A 16,085-nucleotide genomic window follows, 5' to 3' on the forward strand; every position below is an offset into this window, starting at 1 on the left:
ATCCCGAGCGCCCAGAGCGCGAACTCACTCTGCCGGCCGGTTTCTGGACCGAGAGGATGTAGGGGATGTTATCCGATCTCGCAACCGGCGTGGACTCACGCGGGATAGGTGCGGATCTCGGTCGCTTTCACCGTGGCCCACAACTCGATTCCGGGCCGAAGGCGCAGCTCCGCGACCGTGGCCGGCGTCACCTCGGCCAGCACCGAGGGTGCGCCGTCGAGGCGGACGCGGGTGGTGTGGGCGTGCTGTTCGAGCCCGATCACGGTGGCCTGCCAGGTATTTCGCGGACTGCCGGCTGGTCGCTGCGGATACAGGCTCACCGCGTTCGGGGCGAAGGCCAGGTGCACCGGTCCGGTCGCGGGTTCGGCGACGGTGAACCGACCGCCCTCGGCGAGCTCGACGGTGGTTGCCTCGGCGACGCCCCGGTACAGGTTCAGCCCGACCAGGTTCGCGACGTAGTCGGTGCGCGGGTGCCGCGCCACCTCCGCCGGTGCCCCCTGCTGCACGATGGCGCCGTGTTCGATGATGATCAGCCGGTCGGCCAGCACCATCGCGTCGAGCGGATCGTGGGTGACCAGCACCGTGTGGCCCGCGTAGTCGCTGAGGTGGTGGGCCAGTTCCGAGCGCACCTGCAATCTGGTGCCCGCGTCGAGGGCCGCGAGGGGTTCGTCGAGCAGCAGCAGCGCCGGCTCGGTGGCCAACGCGCGCGCCAACGCCACCCGCTGGGCCTGACCGCCCGACAGCGATCGGGGTTTGGTGTACAGGTGCGCACCGAGTTCCACGCGCTCGAGCCAGCGCGCGGCCCGCTCCCGCGCGAGTTTGCGATGCGTGCCGCGGGCCCGCAGTCCGAAGGCGACGTTCTCCTGCGCGCTCATGTGCGCGAACAGCAGATAGTCCTGGAACACCACCCCCACCGAGCGCCGGTCGGCGGGCACGAATTCCCGGGGCGGTTCGTCCCAGACCCGGTCGTCGAGCAGCAGCCGTCCCCCGGTCAGCGGGGTGAGTCCGGCCAGTGCCCGCAGCGCGGTGGTCTTGCCCGCGCCGTTGGGCCCCAGCAGCGCGACCACCTCCCCCGGCGCGACCTCGAAGGCGATGTCGAGCGCGAAAGTGTCTCGGGTGACCTGTATTTCGGCTGTCAGTGTCACAGCGTGCCCCGCGTCCACCGGTCCCGCAGCGCCGCGAGCACCGCCACCGAGACCGCGAGCAACACCACGCTGAGCACGATCGCGTCCTGCGGATCGGTTTCCAGTGCCAGGTACACCGCCAGCGGCATGGTGGTCGTGGTGCCGGGGAAGCTGCCCGCGAAGGTGATCGTGGCCCCGAACTCGCCGAGCGCGCGCGCCCAGCACAGCACCGCGCCCGCGACCACGCCCGGCATCACCGCGGGCAGGGTGACCCGCCGGAAGGTCAGCCACCGCGAGGCCCCCAGTGTCGCCGCCGCCTCCTCGTAGCGCGGGTCGGTGCCGCGCAGCGCGCCTTCGACCGAGATCACCAGGAACGGCATGGCCACGAACGCCTCGGCCACGATCACCCCCGGTGTGGTGAACGGCAGCGAGAACCCGAACCATTCGTGCAGGTACTGCCCGACCAGCCCGCGCCGCCCGAGCACCAGCAGCAACGCGACACCACCGACCACCGGCGGCAACACCAACGGCACCGTGACCAGCGCCCGCACGAACCCCAACCCGGGCACATCACCGCGCGCGAGCAACCACGCCAGCGGAATCCCGAGCACCAGGCACACCCCTGTGGCCGAGGTGGCGCAGACCAGCGACAACCGCAGCGCCTGGCCCACTTCCGCGCTGACGAGACGCTCGGGCAGTGTGCTCCACGGCGTCCGCAGCAGCAGCCCGAGCAGCGGCAACGTCAAGAACACCAGCCCACACACCGCGGGCACCACCAGGATCAGCGGCCGCCGCCCCCGAACCGCTCGTTCGCGCGCCCGGACCTTCCTCGGTGTGTCGAACCTCGGGCCCGCGGCCGACCCCATCAGCTCTCCGGGATCTCGACGACCACATGGGTCGACTTGACCGAGGCGACCGCGATGCTGCCGACCTCGAGCCCGAGTTCGTCCACCGAGTCACGACTCATCAACGACACCAACCGGAACGGTCCGGCCTGCATCTCGACCTGGGCCATGACCGTGTCCTTCACGATCCGGGTGACGATCCCGCGCATCCGATTGCGCGCCGAGGTCGCGACGGTGGTGCCGGGCGCGGGCGCCTCGGAGTAGTTCTGCAGGAACTCGGCCAGCTCGCGCCCGTCGATTCCCTTGCGCCCGTTGTCGAGTTGGATCGCGGTGAGCCGGCCCTGGTCGATATAGCGGCGGACGGTGTCATCACTGACACCCATCAGGGTGGCTACTTCGCTGATCCGTAGATTCGACACCGATGCAGCATATTCGGTGCAGATCGGGAAAGCCGGGTCATCCCTGCTTCCACTGCCGCAGCGCCGTGGCGTAGTTGGCCTTGGCGGTGGCCGCCTGTTTCTGGATGAACACCGCCGCGCTGCCGATCAGCAGACCACCGAGCGCGGCGACCACGTTCTGCACGGTCTGCGCGGTGGTCGCGTCGCCGGTCATCAGCCGCCAGATACTGATCATCAGCGCCACCGTCGCAGCAGCGGTGAGCGCGAAGACCAGGGCCTGGAAGCCGACGTAGATCGCGTACTGGGTCTTCACGACGATCTCCAGCTGCGCCAACTGCGCCGCGGTGCGCGATCGGGCTCGCACGCCGCGCACCTCGGGTGGCAGTTCGCGCGGGGGGAACGCGGCGTCGAGCAGCGTGGCGAAGTCGGCTGTTTCCGGTGACTCATCGGATCCGGTGACGGTCATCCGCGAACTCCCTCTGCCGCAACGACATCAAGCTCCGAGCCCTCCTATGAGAGCACGTCCGCGCGGGCGGCGTGCCGGGAACAGCGACTATTTCGGGGCGACGATGCCCGCGAGGTCCGCGTCGCGGATGGGCGTGTCCGGGTTCGCCTGGGCGCCACACATCAGGTCGATGGCGGCCACCGCCAGGTCGATGGTGTTCTGGTTGGGCGGGTTGTTCTCCCCGCCGTCCTCTTCGAGGTACTTGGTGACCGTCGTGTCCTTCTTGTCGGCGTCCTGCTTCGTGTATTCGCTGCACTTGGTGTCGCCGCCGCGATTGACGGCCTTCTCCACCTCGCCACAGCCCACGACGCCACCGACCACGGCCAGGATCATCCCGGTCGTCACTACCGCTTTTCGCACATGCATGGTCATTCTCGTCCCTGTCGTCCAACGTGCGCCGGTGCACCCGACAGCAAGGAGATAGCCCCGATCGCGCGAAGTAATCAGGCGCGGGAGAACTCCGAGGCGCGCCGCACCTGATCGGCGCTGAGCCGAACGCCGGTGTAGAGCTCGAACTGTTCGGCCGCCTGCAGCGCGATCACCTCGGCGCCGGTGATGACCTGTTTGCCCGCCGCCCGAGCCGCGCTGATCAGCGGTGTTTCCGACGGCAACGCCACGACGTCGAAGACCACCTCGGCGGCGGCCACGACCGAATCGGAGAAGGACTGGGTCTCGGCTTCGGCACCGGCCATCCCGAGGGGTGTGACGTTCACCAATACCCGACCGGTCTCCTCGTGCGCGGACCATCGCGCCCCGTACCGTTGCGCGAGCGCGCGCCCGGCCGTCTCGTTGCGCGCCACGACCGTCAGGTCCTCGAACCCCACCCCGGCGAACGCCGCGAGCACCGCCTTCGCCATTCCGCCGCTGCCCCGCAGCACCACGCTCGCCGAGGGATCCACCGCGTGCGTGCGCAGTAGCGACTCCACGGCCAGGTAGTCGGTGTTGTAGGCGGTGAGGACCCCGTCGTCGTTGACAATCGTGTTCACCGAGTCGATCGCGGTGGCGCTGGCGTGCATCCGGTCCACGAGCGGAATGACGGCTTCCTTGAACGGCATCGACACCGAGGCGCCCCGGATCGGCAACCCGCGCACCCCGAGCACCGCCTGCTCGATATCGACCGGGGCGAAGGCCTTGTAGACGAAGTTCAGGTCGAGCTCGTCGTAGAGGTAGTTGTGGAACCTGGTGCCGATATTGCTCGGTCGCGCGGCGAACGAGACGCACAGCTGCATGTCCTTGTTCAGGATGGGCATGGCCTCAGCCTCCCACAGGCTCCAACACGCGCAGGATCGGGCCGTAGGCCCAGTCGAGCATGCGGACCGCGTCGTCCTTGGCGGCGGCGCTGCTGTGATCGGAACTGTGCAGCACCACCCCGATCAGTGGAATCCCCGCCCGCACCGTCTCGAACAGCAGGCAGTGCCCGGCGGCGTTGGTGTTGCCGGTCTTGATCCCAATGGTGCCCGGGTACTCCTGCAGCAGCCGGTTGGTCGTCTGCCACCGGTGCTCGCGATTGCCCGGACCGGCGGGCACGAAATAGTCTCGCGCCCCGACGATCTCACGGAACGGCGGCAGGTTCATCGCCCGTACCGCCAGCGCCACGAGATCGGCCGGGGTGGAGTGGGTGGTGTAGTCACCCGGATTGGGCAGCCCGCTGGGATCGGTGAAATGAGTTCCGCCCAAACCCATCACGCGCGCGGTCTCGTTCATCTTCGCCAGGAAGCCCTGCTGCCCCGGCCCGAACGACTCGGCCACCGTGTACGCCGCGTCGCAGCCCGAGGGCAACAGCAACCCGTAGAGCAACTGCCGCGCCGTGAGCACCTCCCCGGGCACCAGTCCCGCCGTGCTCCCGTTGTGTTCGGCGCAGTAGCCGACGACTTCCTGCGGCACCGTCACCGGCCGCTCGAGATCCCCACCGATGATCACCACCACCGCCGTCATCACCTTGGCGATACTCGCGATCGGCACCGGGGTATTGGCCTCGCGCGACCACAGCACCGTCCCCGTCAGCCCATCGGCCAACGCGGCCCCCGACGCCTGCAACCCGGCGGGCCCGCTCGCCGCCCACGGCAGCAGCCCGTCAGCACTGCCTGACGACTGCGCCCCCGCGACTCCGTGACCAGCCGCGACGATCACGATTCCGGCAGTGACCGCGCGCACGAGCTTGCCCATAGTCCGCATGGCAACATTCTGGCCCACCGCCGCGCGGACCCGTGGTATTTCACGGCCACCGAGTCGAGACCGGCGCGGACCTTCGGCGCGGTGTGGTGCGCGCGGGCCGCCAGCCGGGCACGGACTCGTCGGGGTGCAGGAAGTCGTGCACGATCAGGGCGGCGTGCAGGTGCCAGATGGTGGCGCTGTCGGTGATGTCGAGCCCGGTCAGCTCCGCGATGCGGCGCAGCCGGTGGTCGACGGTGTTGGGGTGGACATACAGCAGGCGCGAGGTGGTTCGGCGGCGCAGGCTCGCGCGCAGGTGGGTGCGCAGGGTGGTGAGCAGGTCGTCGTCGCGCGCGACGGGGGCGATCAGGTCCGCCAGGCGGTCGCGGCCGGGGCCCGGTCGGGTGAGCTGGTGCTCGAGGGCGAATTCGGCGAAGGGGTAGAGGCCGGGCGCGCCGTAGACCGTCTGCACCACCTCGAGCAGTTCGTGGGCCTGCTGGGCGGCGAGCGCGATCGCCGGGCCCGCCGCGACCAGCGAGACGACGCTGAGCGTGGAATCGCGGACGGCAGTGGCGATCTCGTCGAGGATGTCGGTGTCGGGGACGAGCACCGTCCCGCCGTGTCGCCCGATCACCGCGGGCACCACCTGCCCCGCGAACCGCCGCCCGATCCGCTGATGCAGTTCGACCGGCGTGATCGGCCCGAGCCCGTCGCACCGATCGAGCACCGCCAGCACGAGGAACTCCGCCGACAGCGCGACCCCGTGCCGGTGCCGAACCCGGGTGAGACTGCCGTGCTCGACGAGCAACGCCCTGGCCACCTCCACCGAGGCCGCGTGCTCGCCGTGATAGGCGGCGAATTCGGCGAACCCCGCCGACACCGCACCGGTCACCGCGTGCACGACCTCGACGAGGCGCTGGGTCTCCGCGCGCCCGAGCCCGCCCTCGACCTCGGCCACATGGGCCCGGAAGATCGCGTGGACCAGGTGCTGGGCGATATCGTGCGACACCCCGCCCGCGGCCCACCGACCCGCGATCCGTTCGACGGCGTCGAGCCCGCCCCCGATCGGGCGGTCCGCGCGGAGCAGCCCGAGGCAGTGCGCGGCCACCGTTTCGAGCTGGCGGGCCGAGATCGGCGAGCACGGCAGGGTCGCGAGAAGTTGGCTGAGGATCCGGTGGACGGCGGTGACATTCGGCGCGTCGGGCGAGCCGGTCTGTGGTGGTGCGATCATGCGGGGTGCTTTCGGTTGCGCGGTCCGCCGGTCGGGCAATGTCGCCATCGCAGGGTGTCCGACCAGCGGCGTTGCGTCGGCGAGCAGGACGATGCGGTGGCGAGAACCAGTGTGCGTGACACCGTGTAACAGTGTCACTGCACGCACATCCAGCCTTCCGCGCGCGATGTTGTCACGCGCGCCAAGCCGCGTGCGTCGGACTCGGGGCCGAGTCCCGGTCACCACCGTCGGCCGCGTCGGCCAGTGACCCATCACACATTGCCGGGGCGTACCGACTCCGACCAGCATCGAACGCACACCGGTGGGTAACCGCGATGCGATCCCACGCCCGATTCGTCCGAATATGTCGAATCTTTTTGCGACACAACACTTTTCGCTACCTACACTCTGGCTCGGGCGCGATGTCGCGCGCCAACGGTGCCGATGTCGGCCCACTGAGTCCCGCAAGGAGATGAGTGGTCAGTGAAGGTTCTCGCACACGTAGCGGTCGGTCGGCCGAGGACCGTCGTCGCGGTGGTCGTGCTGATCCTGGTGTTGGCCGGCCTCGGTGGGGCGTCGCTGCAGCAACGACTCTCGGGTGGCGGATTCTGGGACGCTGACGCCGAATCAGCGCGTGCCGCACAGGTTCTGGGCTCCGAGTACACCACCGGCACCCCCAATGTGGTGGTGCTCATCGATGTCCCCGCCGAGGCGGGCACGGTCGACAGTCCCGCCGTCGTGGCCGCCGGGCAACGCCTCACGGCCGAGCTGGGCCGCGTGCCCGGCGTGCGTTCGGTGAGCTCGTACTGGTCGACCGGTTCGTCGGAGTTCCTGCGCAACGGCGACCGCACCCGCGCGCTGACCGCGGTCGACATTCCCGGCGACGAACTCGTCGTCGACAAGGTCGTCACCGAACTCCTCGACACCTACCGCGACCGCGACTACGACATGCTGCGCCTACGCCTCGGCGGCGCCGCGGTGGCCTACCACGATGTCACCGTCCAGCTGGCCCACGACTTGAAAGTCAGTGAGGCGGTGACGGTTCCGATCCTGCTCCTGCTGCTGGTATTGATCTTCGGCAGCCTGATCGCCGCCGGTCTGCCACTGCTGCTCGGCCTGGTCTCGATCGTCGGCACCTTCGGCATCCTGCGGCTGCTCACCGAGATCACCCCGGTCTCGAGCTACGCGTTGAACCTGACCACCGTGCTGGGCCTTGGCCTCGGCATCGACTACAGCCTGCTGCTGGTCAGCCGCTTCCGCGAGGAGCGCGCCACCGGCAGCACGGTCCCCGTCGCGGTCACCACCACCGTGCGCACGGCCGGTCGCACCGTGCTGTTCTCGGCCGCGACCATCGTGATCGCCATGTCGGCCATGCTGATCTTCCCGATGCCGTTCCTGCGCTCGCTGGCCGCGGCGTGTCTGTCGGTCACCCTGCTGGCCGCGCTGGCCACCGTCACCCTGCTGCCCGCCCTGCTCATGCTGTTCGGCCACCGCATCGACGCGCTGGATCTGCGACGCGGCGTCGGCCGACTGCTGCGCCGCCCGCGACCCGAGCCCCGCGCGCCCGAGGACGGCTTCTGGTATCGCACCGCGCGCCGAGTCACGGCTCGCCCCTTGGTTTTCGGCGGCGCCGCCCTGCTGATCGTGGCACTGCTCGGCCTGCCGTTCACCGGCTTGAGCCTGGGCCTGACCGACGACCGCGCGCTGCCGACGACGGTCGAGAGCCGCCAGGTCGGCGATGTGTTGCGCGCCGAATTCCCCGCCACCACCGCCGGCCAGTTCGACGTGGTGGTGCACGGCCCGATCACCCCGGCCGAACTCACCGCCCTGACCGCCCACATCACCGACCTGCCCCACGTGCGCGCGGTACGGACCCAACCCGGCGCCACGGGCGCGCATCTGGTGGTCCTGCCCGACGTGGACCCCTATTCCGACGAGGCGAAAACTCTCCTCGACGACATCCGCGCGAGTCCGGCCCCCGCACCGCTGCTCATCGGCGGCGCGACGGCGGAGAACGCCGACACCATCGCGAGCCTGACCGACAGATTGCCGCTGGCGATCACCTTGATCGCGGTCGCGATGATCGTGCTGCTGTTCGCCTTCACCGGCAGCGTGATCATTCCCGTGAAAGCGGTCCTGCTCAATGTGTTGAGCCTGTCGGCGACGTTCGGCGCGATGGTCTACATATTCCAGGAAGGCCACCTGAAATGGCTGGTCGGTGATTTCACCGAAACCGGTCACCTCGCCGCCCCGATTCCGGTGCTGGTCTTCTGTCTGGCTTTCGGTCTGTCGATGGACTACGAGGTATTCCTGCTGTCGCGGATCGCCGAGGAATACCGGGTGCGCGGCAATACCGCCGACGCGGTCGCCTACGGCCTGGAACGCACCGGGCGCATCGTCACCGCCGCGGCCGCGCTGATGGCGATCGTCTGTCTGGGCTTGGCGTTCTCCCAGGTCACCTTCACCAAACTCATGGGCGTGGGCCTGGCGCTGGCGGTGCTGATGGACGCCACCATCATCCGCGGCGTGCTGGTACCGGCCCTGATGCGCCTGCTCGGCGAGGCCAACTGGTGGGCGCCCGCCTTCCTGCGCCGCGCCCACTCCCGCATCGCCATTCGCGAGGACTAGTCCACCCACCCCGCCTCCGGGCGGAATTCGCGATCGCCGCAGCCCCGCGTGATCGCGCGAGTCACCATCGATCTCAGAGGTACACCCATGCCCGACAACGGCCGTTTTCCCCTCACCGCGTATCAGCGCGATATCTGGACCGTCGTGGAACTCTTCCCCGGTCTGCCGAGCTACCTGTCCCCGGTGATCATCGGTCTCGATCTCGACATCGATATCGCGCTCATGGTGGCCGCGATCGAACGCGCCTGGCACCGCAACGACGGGATGCGCTTGCGCTACCGCGTCATCGACGGTGTCCCCTTCCAGGAATTGTCGACCGACCCGATGCCGCCGGTCACCATCATCGATGTCAGTGACGCCGAGGACCCGTCCGCCGAGGCGCGGCGCCGGATCGACGATCTCGTGGCCGCCCCGATCGGCCTGGTCGACGCCGTGCCGTTCCGCGCCCATGTGGTGCGCGCCGGAGCCGCGGAGACCTATGTGGTCGTGACCACCCACCATATCGCCGCCGACGGGACCGGCCTGTTCCTCATCGGCACGCAGATCATGACCGACTACGTCGCGACCGTGGCCGGCAGTCCGCTCGAGATCCCCGAATCCTCGTTCCTGCGGTGCCTGTCGATCGAGCAGGACTACCGGGCGGGCGCCGACTACCGCGCCGACCGCGACGCACTGGTCGACCGCTTCGCCACCGCCGCGCCCCCCATGTTCGAGCGCCGCCACGGCACCGAGCCGACGCCGGTCGACTCCTACGAGTTCACCCTCGACCGCGCCCTGGTCGACCGGGTGCGCGCCGCCGGGGTGTCGCTGTACCCGTACTTCTGCACCATGATCGGCCTGTACCTGTCGCGGGTGCTGCGCAGCGAGCAGGTGGCGATCGGGGTCCCGTTCGGCAACCGCAGCCATCCCACCGAGCAGACCACCGTCGGACACTTCGCCAACACCCTGCCGATGCTGATCGACACCGGCGGTGCGGCGACGGTGCGCGACCTGGTCGCGGCGGTGAAAGCCGAAGTGCGCCAACTCAAGCAGCACGAACGCTATCCGCTCGGCGACCTCATGGGTGAGCTGCGCCGGCACGGCAGCTCGGCGCGGCGACTGTTCGATGTCACCGTCGCCTACCCGCGCCTGCCCTCGGCCTCGGAACTGATCGACGGCCTGCGGGAGGTGGTCGAGCCGTCGCAGGGTTACAGCCCGCTGGCGATGGCCTGGACGCTCACCGAGATCGACGACGACGGCCCCCTGCTCATCCGGCTCGACAACGCCACCGACATCTTCGACGCCGACTACCGGATCGAGTCGGTCGCCGAACACGTGACGGCCCTGCTGCACGCCGGCATCGACGCCCTCGACACCGACCCGGCCCAGCTGCCGATGCTGTCCGACACCGACTTCGCGCTGCTCGTGGACCGCGCGGGCGCGACCGCGGTGCCCTACGACGACCAGACCTCGGTGATCGGCCGCTTCCTCGACCGCGCCGCACAGACCCCCGACGCCGTCGCGGTACGCACCGCGACCGAGACCCGCACCTACGCCGAGCTCGCCGACCGCGCCACCTCGCTGGCGGGCCTGCTGCGCGAATCCGGCGTCGGCACCGGCGATCTGGTCGCGGTCATGCTCGAACGCGGACCCGACATGCTGGTCGGGATGCTCGGCGCGATGCGCGCGGGCGCCGCCTACGTCCCGATCGATCCGGGCTACCCGCGCGAGCGCATCGACTACCTGCTCGCCGACAGTGCCGCCAAGGTCGTGCTGACCACCGACGACCCCCGCGGCCTCGCCCCCGCGACCTGGCCGACCGGTTCGCCCACGACGGCCGAACTCCCCACCGGCACCGACCTGGCCTACGTCATCTACACCTCCGGTTCCACCGGCAAGCCCAAAGGCGTGGGCGTGGAACATCATTCGGTGATCAACCGCCTGGCCTGGATGCAGCGCGCCTACCCGCTGCGCCCCACCGACGTGATCCTGCAGAAGACCCCGTCCTCGTTCGACGTGTCGGTGTGGGAGCTGTTCTGGTGGGCGATCGAAGGCGCCCAGGTCGCCCTGGCGGCGCCGGGCGCGGAGAAGGATCCGCGCGACCTGCTCGACGCGATCACCGAATTCGGCGTCACCGTCCTGCATTTCGTGCCCTCGATGCTGACCCCGTTCCTCGACCTGCTCGAATCCGACCCCACCGCGGTATCGCGCGCGGCCGGTCTGCGCACGGTCTTCTGCAGCGGCGAGGCCCTGCTGCCCCACCAGGTGACCCGCTGGAACCGGGCCTTCGCCGCACTCGGTGCGCGTGCCCCGCGCCTGGTCAACCTCTACGGCCCCACCGAGGCGACCGTCGACGTCTCCTACTACGACTGCCCGACCGCGCCGATCGCGCGCGTGCCGATCGGCCGCCCGATCGACAACACCCGCCTGTACGTGCTCGACGCCGCCGACCGCCCGCAGCCGGTGGGCGTGGCGGGCGAATTGTGCATCGCCGGTGTGGGTGTGGCGCGCGGCTATCTCGATCGGCCCGAGTTGACGGCGGAGAAGTTCGTCGCCGACCCGTTCCATCCCGGCGAGCGCATGTACCGCACCGGCGACCTGGCCCGTCGCCTCGCCGACGGCGATATCGAGTACCTCGGCCGGATCGACCGCCAGGTGAAGATCCGCGGCAATCGCGTCGAACTCGGCGAGGTCGAGAACGCGCTCGTCGGTCTCCCCGGCATCACCGCCGCCGCGGTCATCGACCAGCATTCGACCGGTCGCGGCACCTACCTCGTCGCCTACTGCGTGACCAGCACCCTCCTCGACACCGCGACGGTGCGGGCCGAGCTGGCGAAAACGTTGCCGGAGTTCATGATTCCGGCACTGCTGCGCGAGGTGGCCGCCATCCCGCTGACCCCCAGCGGCAAGGCCGACCGGGCCGCGCTGGCCGCACTGGCCACCGAACCCGAGGCCGCGGGCACCACCGCGCCGCGCACCCCGACCGAGCGACACCTCGTCGACATCTGGAGCGAGGTCCTCGACCGGGAGTCGGTGTCGGTGTTCGACAACTTCTACGACCTGGGCGGCGACTCGATCCTGTTACTGCGGGTGCGGGCCCGCGCGCAGGCGCGCGGGCTGCTGATCAGCGCCCGCGATATCGCCGAGGCGCCCACGGTCGCCGAGCTGGCCGAGCGCGTGCGCACCGGTCCCGGCACCGGCGTCGCCGCGATCGCACCGTTCGCGCTGGTCGCCGGCATCGACCGGGCCCGGCTGCGCCACGTCGTCGACGCCTATCCGCTGACCAGGTTGCAGCTGGGCATGGTGTTCCACAGCCGCGAACGCGCCGATTCCTCGCTCTACCACGATGTGTTCCGGTACTCGCTGCGGATGCCGTGGGACGAGCCCGCCCTGCGCGCGGCCCTGCGCCGGGTGATCGAACGCCACCCGATGCTGCGCACCTCCTTCGACCTGGCGGCCTACTCCGAGCCGCTGCAACTCGTGCACGCCGAGATCACCCCGCCGCTGACGATCACCGATCTGCGCGCGAACGACCCCGATCGCGCCGAGACCCTGGTCGCCCAGCACGTCGCGCGACACCGGTTGCGGCCCTACGCTTTCGAGCGTCCCGGCCTGTTCGACCTGGCGGTGTTCCGTCTGGCGGACCGCACCGACCTGGTGCTGTCGTTCCACCACGCCATCCTCGACGGATGGAGCGTGGCGACCCTGCTCGCCGAACTGCTCGCCGAATACCGCGCGCCCGGCTCGTCGGAGCCCACCGCACTGCCCTCGTTCGCCGAATACGTGCGGGCCGAACGACACTCGATCGCCGACCCGAGCCAGGCCGAGTACTGGCGGCGCGCACTCGACGGTGCCGAATCCGTCGGCATCCCCGGCGCCCGCCCGCACACCGACACCACCCCGACCACGAACGACCCGGTCGACGCCAGGATCTCGGTCACGGTGCCGGTCCCCGCGACCCTGCTGGACAGGGCCGACCAGGTGGCACTCGACCTGCACGTCCCGGCCAAGATCGTCCTGCTCGCGGCGCACGTGAGCACCCTCGGGCTGCTCTCGGGACGCACCGACGTCACCACCGGCGTCGTCACCCACGGCCGACCCGAACTGGTCGACGCCGAGCGGATGGCCGGGCTGTTCCTCAACACCATGCCGGTGCGCTTCGACCTGGCGAACCGCCGCTGGCTCGAGGTGCTCACGGGCCTGTTCCGCCGCGACCGCGACAGCGTCGCCCACCAGCGCTACCCGCTCACCGAGATCCAGCGCGAGCTGGGCATCGTGCTCGACACCGCGTTCAACTACGTGCACTTCCACGCCGCGGGCGCGGCCCTGTCAGCGCTGGACGTGACCGTGCTCGGCGTCGACATCCGGGAGGACACCAACTTCGCCCTGCTGGTCAACGCGGTGCGCAACCCGCTCGACGGGTCGATGGCCCTGCGCATCGACGGCGAACCGGCCACCTACACCCGCGACCAGCTGACCGGCCTCGGCCACACCTACCTGGCGGTGCTGGACCTGCTCACCGCCGATCCCACCGCCGAGGTCGACTTCTCCGCCCTCGCACCGACCGCACCCGCGCTCCCCACCGCACCGCCGACAGGCACGGTGCTCGACCTGTTCGCCGCCGCCACCGCCCGCACCCCGGACGCGGTCGCCCTCGAATTCGGTTCCCGCACAGTCACCTACGCCGAACTGAAGGACAAGGCCGATCGCATCGCCGCGGCCCTGGTGGCTCGCGGTGCCCGCCGCGGCGACCGGATCGCGGTGGCCCTCGACCGCTCACCCGACCTCATCGCGACCGTCCTCGGCATCGCCGCGGCGGGCGGCGCGTGCGTGCCACTGGACCTGAGCTATCCCCTGCCCCGCCTGCACGCGATGCTCGAGCAGGCCCGCCCCTTCGCGGTGATCACCACCGTAGAGCACACTTCGATTGTCCCGCAGCCGCATTCGGTGCTGCTGGTCGACGAGCTCACCACCGCGACCCCGACCGCCGACCCGGTCGACCTGGACCCGAGCGACACCGCCTACGTGCTGTTCACCTCCGGCTCCACCGGCACCCCCAAGGGCGTCGCGATGCCACACCGCGCCCTGTCCAACCTGGTGCGCTGGCAGCTGTCCACCCCCAGCGGCCGCCTCGGTGACCGCGACCAAGCCCCCACCACCACTCAATTCGCGCCACTGTCGTTCGACGTGTCCTTCCAGGAGATCTACTCCACCCTGAGCGGCGGCGGCCGCCTGGTCCTGCTCACCGAAGAGCAACGCCGCGACCTGCCCGCCCTGGCCCGCCTGCTCACCACCAGCGACATCGAGCGGATCTTCCTGCCCTATGTCGCCCTCCAGCAGCTGGCCGAGGCGGCGATCCGCCTCGACATCGCCCCCACCGGGCTGCGGGTGATCATCTCCTCCGGCGAACAGCTGCGCGTCACCGACGAGATCCGCGCGTTGTGCGCGGCGGGCACCGAGGTGGTGCTCGAGAACCAGTACGGTCCCACCGAAACCCACGTCGCCACCGCCTATGCCATGACCGGCGACCCGGCCCTGTTCCCGCCGCTGCCGCCGATCGGCACCGCCATCGCCGGGGTCGAGATCCTGGTCCTCGACGCGCTGGCCCGCCCGGTCCCCGACGGCGTGCCCGGCGAGATCTACCTCGGCGGCGCGGCACTGGCCGACGGTTACGAACACCGCCCCGACCTCACCGACGCCGCCTTCGTGGCCCACCCCTTCGCCGACGGCCGCCGCCTCTACCGCACCGGCGACATCGGCCGCCGCCTCCCCGACGGGGCGGTGATCAGCGACGGACGACGCGGCGGCCAGGTCAAGATCCGCGGCCACCGGGTCGAACCCCTGGAAGTGGAACTGGCCCTGCAGCGGGTGACCGCGCGCTCGACGATCAGCGAGGTCGCGGTCATCGCGCACGGCGCAGGCACCGGCTCGAGCGCGCAGACCCAGCTCGTGGCCTTCCTCGTCGGCGACGGCATGGACGACAAGGCCATCGTGGCCGGACTGCGAGAGTGGCTGCCCGACTACATGATTCCGACCCGGCTGATCCGACTCGACACCCTGCCGCTGACCCCCAGCGGCAAGCGCGCCGACGCCGTGTTGGCCACCATGACCCTGCCCGCCGCGACCACCGCGACCATGGTCCGCCCACGCACCCCCCTCGAAGCGGGCGTGGCCGCGCTGATGGCGGAGGCGCTCGGACTGCCCGAGATCGGCGTGCACGACGACTTCTTCGCCCTGGGCGGCACCTCGCTCACCGCGATGCGCCTGATCGTGTCCATCGAACAGCGCTACGGCCTGTCCCTGCCGGTGTCGGCGCTGGCCACCGGCCCGACCGTCGCCGCGCTCGCCGACAAACTCGACACCCGCACCGCCACCGCGTTCGACCCGCTCGTCGCCCTGCGCGCGGGCACCGCGGACCCGCTGTTCCTGGTACACCCCATCGGCGGAAACGTGCTCTGCTACGTCGAATTGAGCAACCACCTACCCGCCGACCAACCCGTCTACGGCCTCCAGGCGGCGGGCCTCGAGATCGGCACCACCCCGGCCGAGTCCATCCCCGACATGGCCGCCGCCTACCTGACCGCCCTGCGCCGCGTCCAACCCGAGGGCCCCTACCACCTCGGCGGTTGGTCACTGGGCGGCATGGTCGCCTTCGAAATGGCCCGCCAACTGCGCGAATCCGGTCACGAGGTGGCCACTCTCACCCTCATCGACACCATGACCGTGCGCCACGGCGACGGCCTGCCGATCCCGCAGCAGTTCCTCTACGAGTTCTTCCTGTGGGAACTGCTGTGGCTCGCGCGCGGCGCCGAGACCGCCGTGATCGAGATCCCCACCGAACTCGACACCGACGACGCCGTGTTCGACTTCATCCTCACCACCGCCGTGGACGCGGGAGTGTTGCCGCCCACGGGTTCTCGCGAGATGGTGCGCCGCCTGTTCGAGGTCTTCGTGGCCGGGTGGCGCGCGGTCGACGCCTACCGACCGCAGCCCTACGACGGCGACGTCACCCTGCTGCGCGCCGTCGAACCACTGCCCCAGGTCCTGCGACCCGCGCACGACCGGGCGGGCACCCTGCACCGCGACCCGACCAACGGGTGGGAGGCCCACGTCGCCGGTCACCTCGAGGTGATCGAGGTGCCCGGCGACCACCTCACGCTGATCCAGGCACCCCACGTGCGCGAGGTGGCCGCCCAACTCGCCCGTGCGCTCGGGCACGCCTCGACCACGGCATGACAGACTCGA

At 70.2% G+C, this 16,085-nt stretch carries 10 protein-coding genes; 2 read left to right on the forward strand and 8 right to left on the reverse strand.

Features of this window, described 5'->3' with window-relative positions:
* Positions 1 to 95: 95 nt before the first annotated feature.
* The 8 genes from ACFP3H_RS05145 to ACFP3H_RS05180 all read right to left on the reverse strand — a co-directional run bounded on the left by ACFP3H_RS05145 (position 96) and on the right by ACFP3H_RS05180 (position 6,254).
* A complete protein-coding gene (locus ACFP3H_RS05145) occupies positions 96 to 1,145 on the reverse strand; it encodes an ABC transporter ATP-binding protein (protein ID WP_378600329.1) in 1,050 nt (349 codons plus the stop codon).
* Positions 1,142 to 1,990 (reverse strand): molybdate ABC transporter permease subunit, encoded by an 849-nt coding sequence (modB, locus tag ACFP3H_RS05150; protein ID WP_378600333.1) that lies wholly within the window; start codon positions 1,988 to 1,990, stop codon positions 1,142 to 1,144. Before modB ends, ACFP3H_RS05145 begins: the two co-directional genes overlap by 4 nt.
* Positions 1,990 to 2,388, reverse strand: a complete 399-nt coding sequence (locus tag ACFP3H_RS05155) for a TOBE domain-containing protein (protein WP_378600336.1) — start codon at positions 2,386 to 2,388, stop codon at positions 1,990 to 1,992. The genes modB and ACFP3H_RS05155 overlap by 1 nt, the downstream gene beginning before the upstream one ends.
* Before the next feature lie 37 nt (positions 2,389 to 2,425).
* A complete protein-coding gene (locus tag ACFP3H_RS05160; protein ID WP_378600338.1) occupies positions 2,426 to 2,833 on the reverse strand; it encodes a hypothetical protein in 408 nt (135 codons plus the stop codon).
* 87 nt (positions 2,834 to 2,920) lie between these two features.
* Positions 2,921 to 3,244 carry a hypothetical protein gene (locus ACFP3H_RS05165; RefSeq protein ID WP_378600341.1) on the reverse strand — a complete coding sequence of 108 codons (324 nt, stop codon included), beginning with the start codon at positions 3,242 to 3,244 and terminating at the stop codon, positions 2,921 to 2,923.
* Between the two features lie 71 nt (positions 3,245 to 3,315).
* Positions 3,316 to 4,122 (reverse strand): shikimate 5-dehydrogenase, encoded by an 807-nt coding sequence (locus tag ACFP3H_RS05170; protein WP_378600343.1) that lies wholly within the window; start codon positions 4,120 to 4,122, stop codon positions 3,316 to 3,318.
* A gap of 4 nt (positions 4,123 to 4,126) precedes the next feature.
* Complete coding sequence (locus ACFP3H_RS05175) at positions 4,127 to 5,047, reverse strand: D-alanyl-D-alanine carboxypeptidase family protein (protein WP_378600346.1); 921 nt, start codon at positions 5,045 to 5,047, stop codon at positions 4,127 to 4,129.
* A 40-nt stretch (positions 5,048 to 5,087) separates the two neighbouring features.
* On the reverse strand, positions 5,088 to 6,254 hold the full coding sequence (locus tag ACFP3H_RS05180; protein WP_378600348.1) for a PucR family transcriptional regulator: 1,167 nt from the start codon (positions 6,252 to 6,254) through the stop codon (positions 5,088 to 5,090).
* Positions 6,255 to 6,716: 462 nt separating this feature from the next.
* Between ACFP3H_RS05180 and ACFP3H_RS05185 the strand changes: the two genes are divergently transcribed.
* Together ACFP3H_RS05185 and ACFP3H_RS05190 are read left to right on the forward strand one after the other, a co-directional pair.
* A complete protein-coding gene (locus tag ACFP3H_RS05185) occupies positions 6,717 to 8,861 on the forward strand; it encodes an MMPL family transporter (protein WP_378600351.1) in 2,145 nt (714 codons plus the stop codon).
* Positions 8,862 to 8,948: 87 nt separating this feature from the next.
* A complete protein-coding gene (locus ACFP3H_RS05190) occupies positions 8,949 to 16,076 on the forward strand; it encodes an amino acid adenylation domain-containing protein (protein WP_378600353.1) in 7,128 nt (2,375 codons plus the stop codon).
* The last annotated feature ends 9 nt before the right edge of the window (positions 16,077 to 16,085 follow it).

It is taken from the genome of Nocardia lasii (assembly GCF_042658545.1).
GTDB classification, from domain to species: Bacteria; Actinomycetota; Actinomycetes; order Mycobacteriales; family Mycobacteriaceae; genus Nocardia; species Nocardia lasii.

Excerpts from the sequence above, each read along its gene's own strand:
- ACFP3H_RS05175 (WP_378600346.1), bottom strand. The coding sequence starts at position 5,047 with ATGCGGACTATGGGCAAGCTCGTGCGCGCGGTCACTGCCGGAATCGTG.
- ACFP3H_RS05170 (WP_378600343.1), bottom strand. The coding sequence starts at position 4,122 with ATGCCCATCCTGAACAAGGACATGCAGCTGTGCGTCTCGTTCGCCGCG.
- ACFP3H_RS05190 (WP_378600353.1), top strand. The coding sequence starts at position 8,949 with ATGCCCGACAACGGCCGTTTTCCCCTCACCGCGTATCAGCGCGATATC.
- ACFP3H_RS05160 (WP_378600338.1), bottom strand. The coding sequence starts at position 2,833 with ATGACCGTCACCGGATCCGATGAGTCACCGGAAACAGCCGACTTCGCC.
- ACFP3H_RS05180 (WP_378600348.1), bottom strand. The coding sequence starts at position 6,254 with ATGATCGCACCACCACAGACCGGCTCGCCCGACGCGCCGAATGTCACC.
- modB (WP_378600333.1), bottom strand. The coding sequence starts at position 1,990 with ATGGGGTCGGCCGCGGGCCCGAGGTTCGACACACCGAGGAAGGTCCGG.
- ACFP3H_RS05165 (WP_378600341.1), bottom strand. The coding sequence starts at position 3,244 with ATGACCATGCATGTGCGAAAAGCGGTAGTGACGACCGGGATGATCCTG.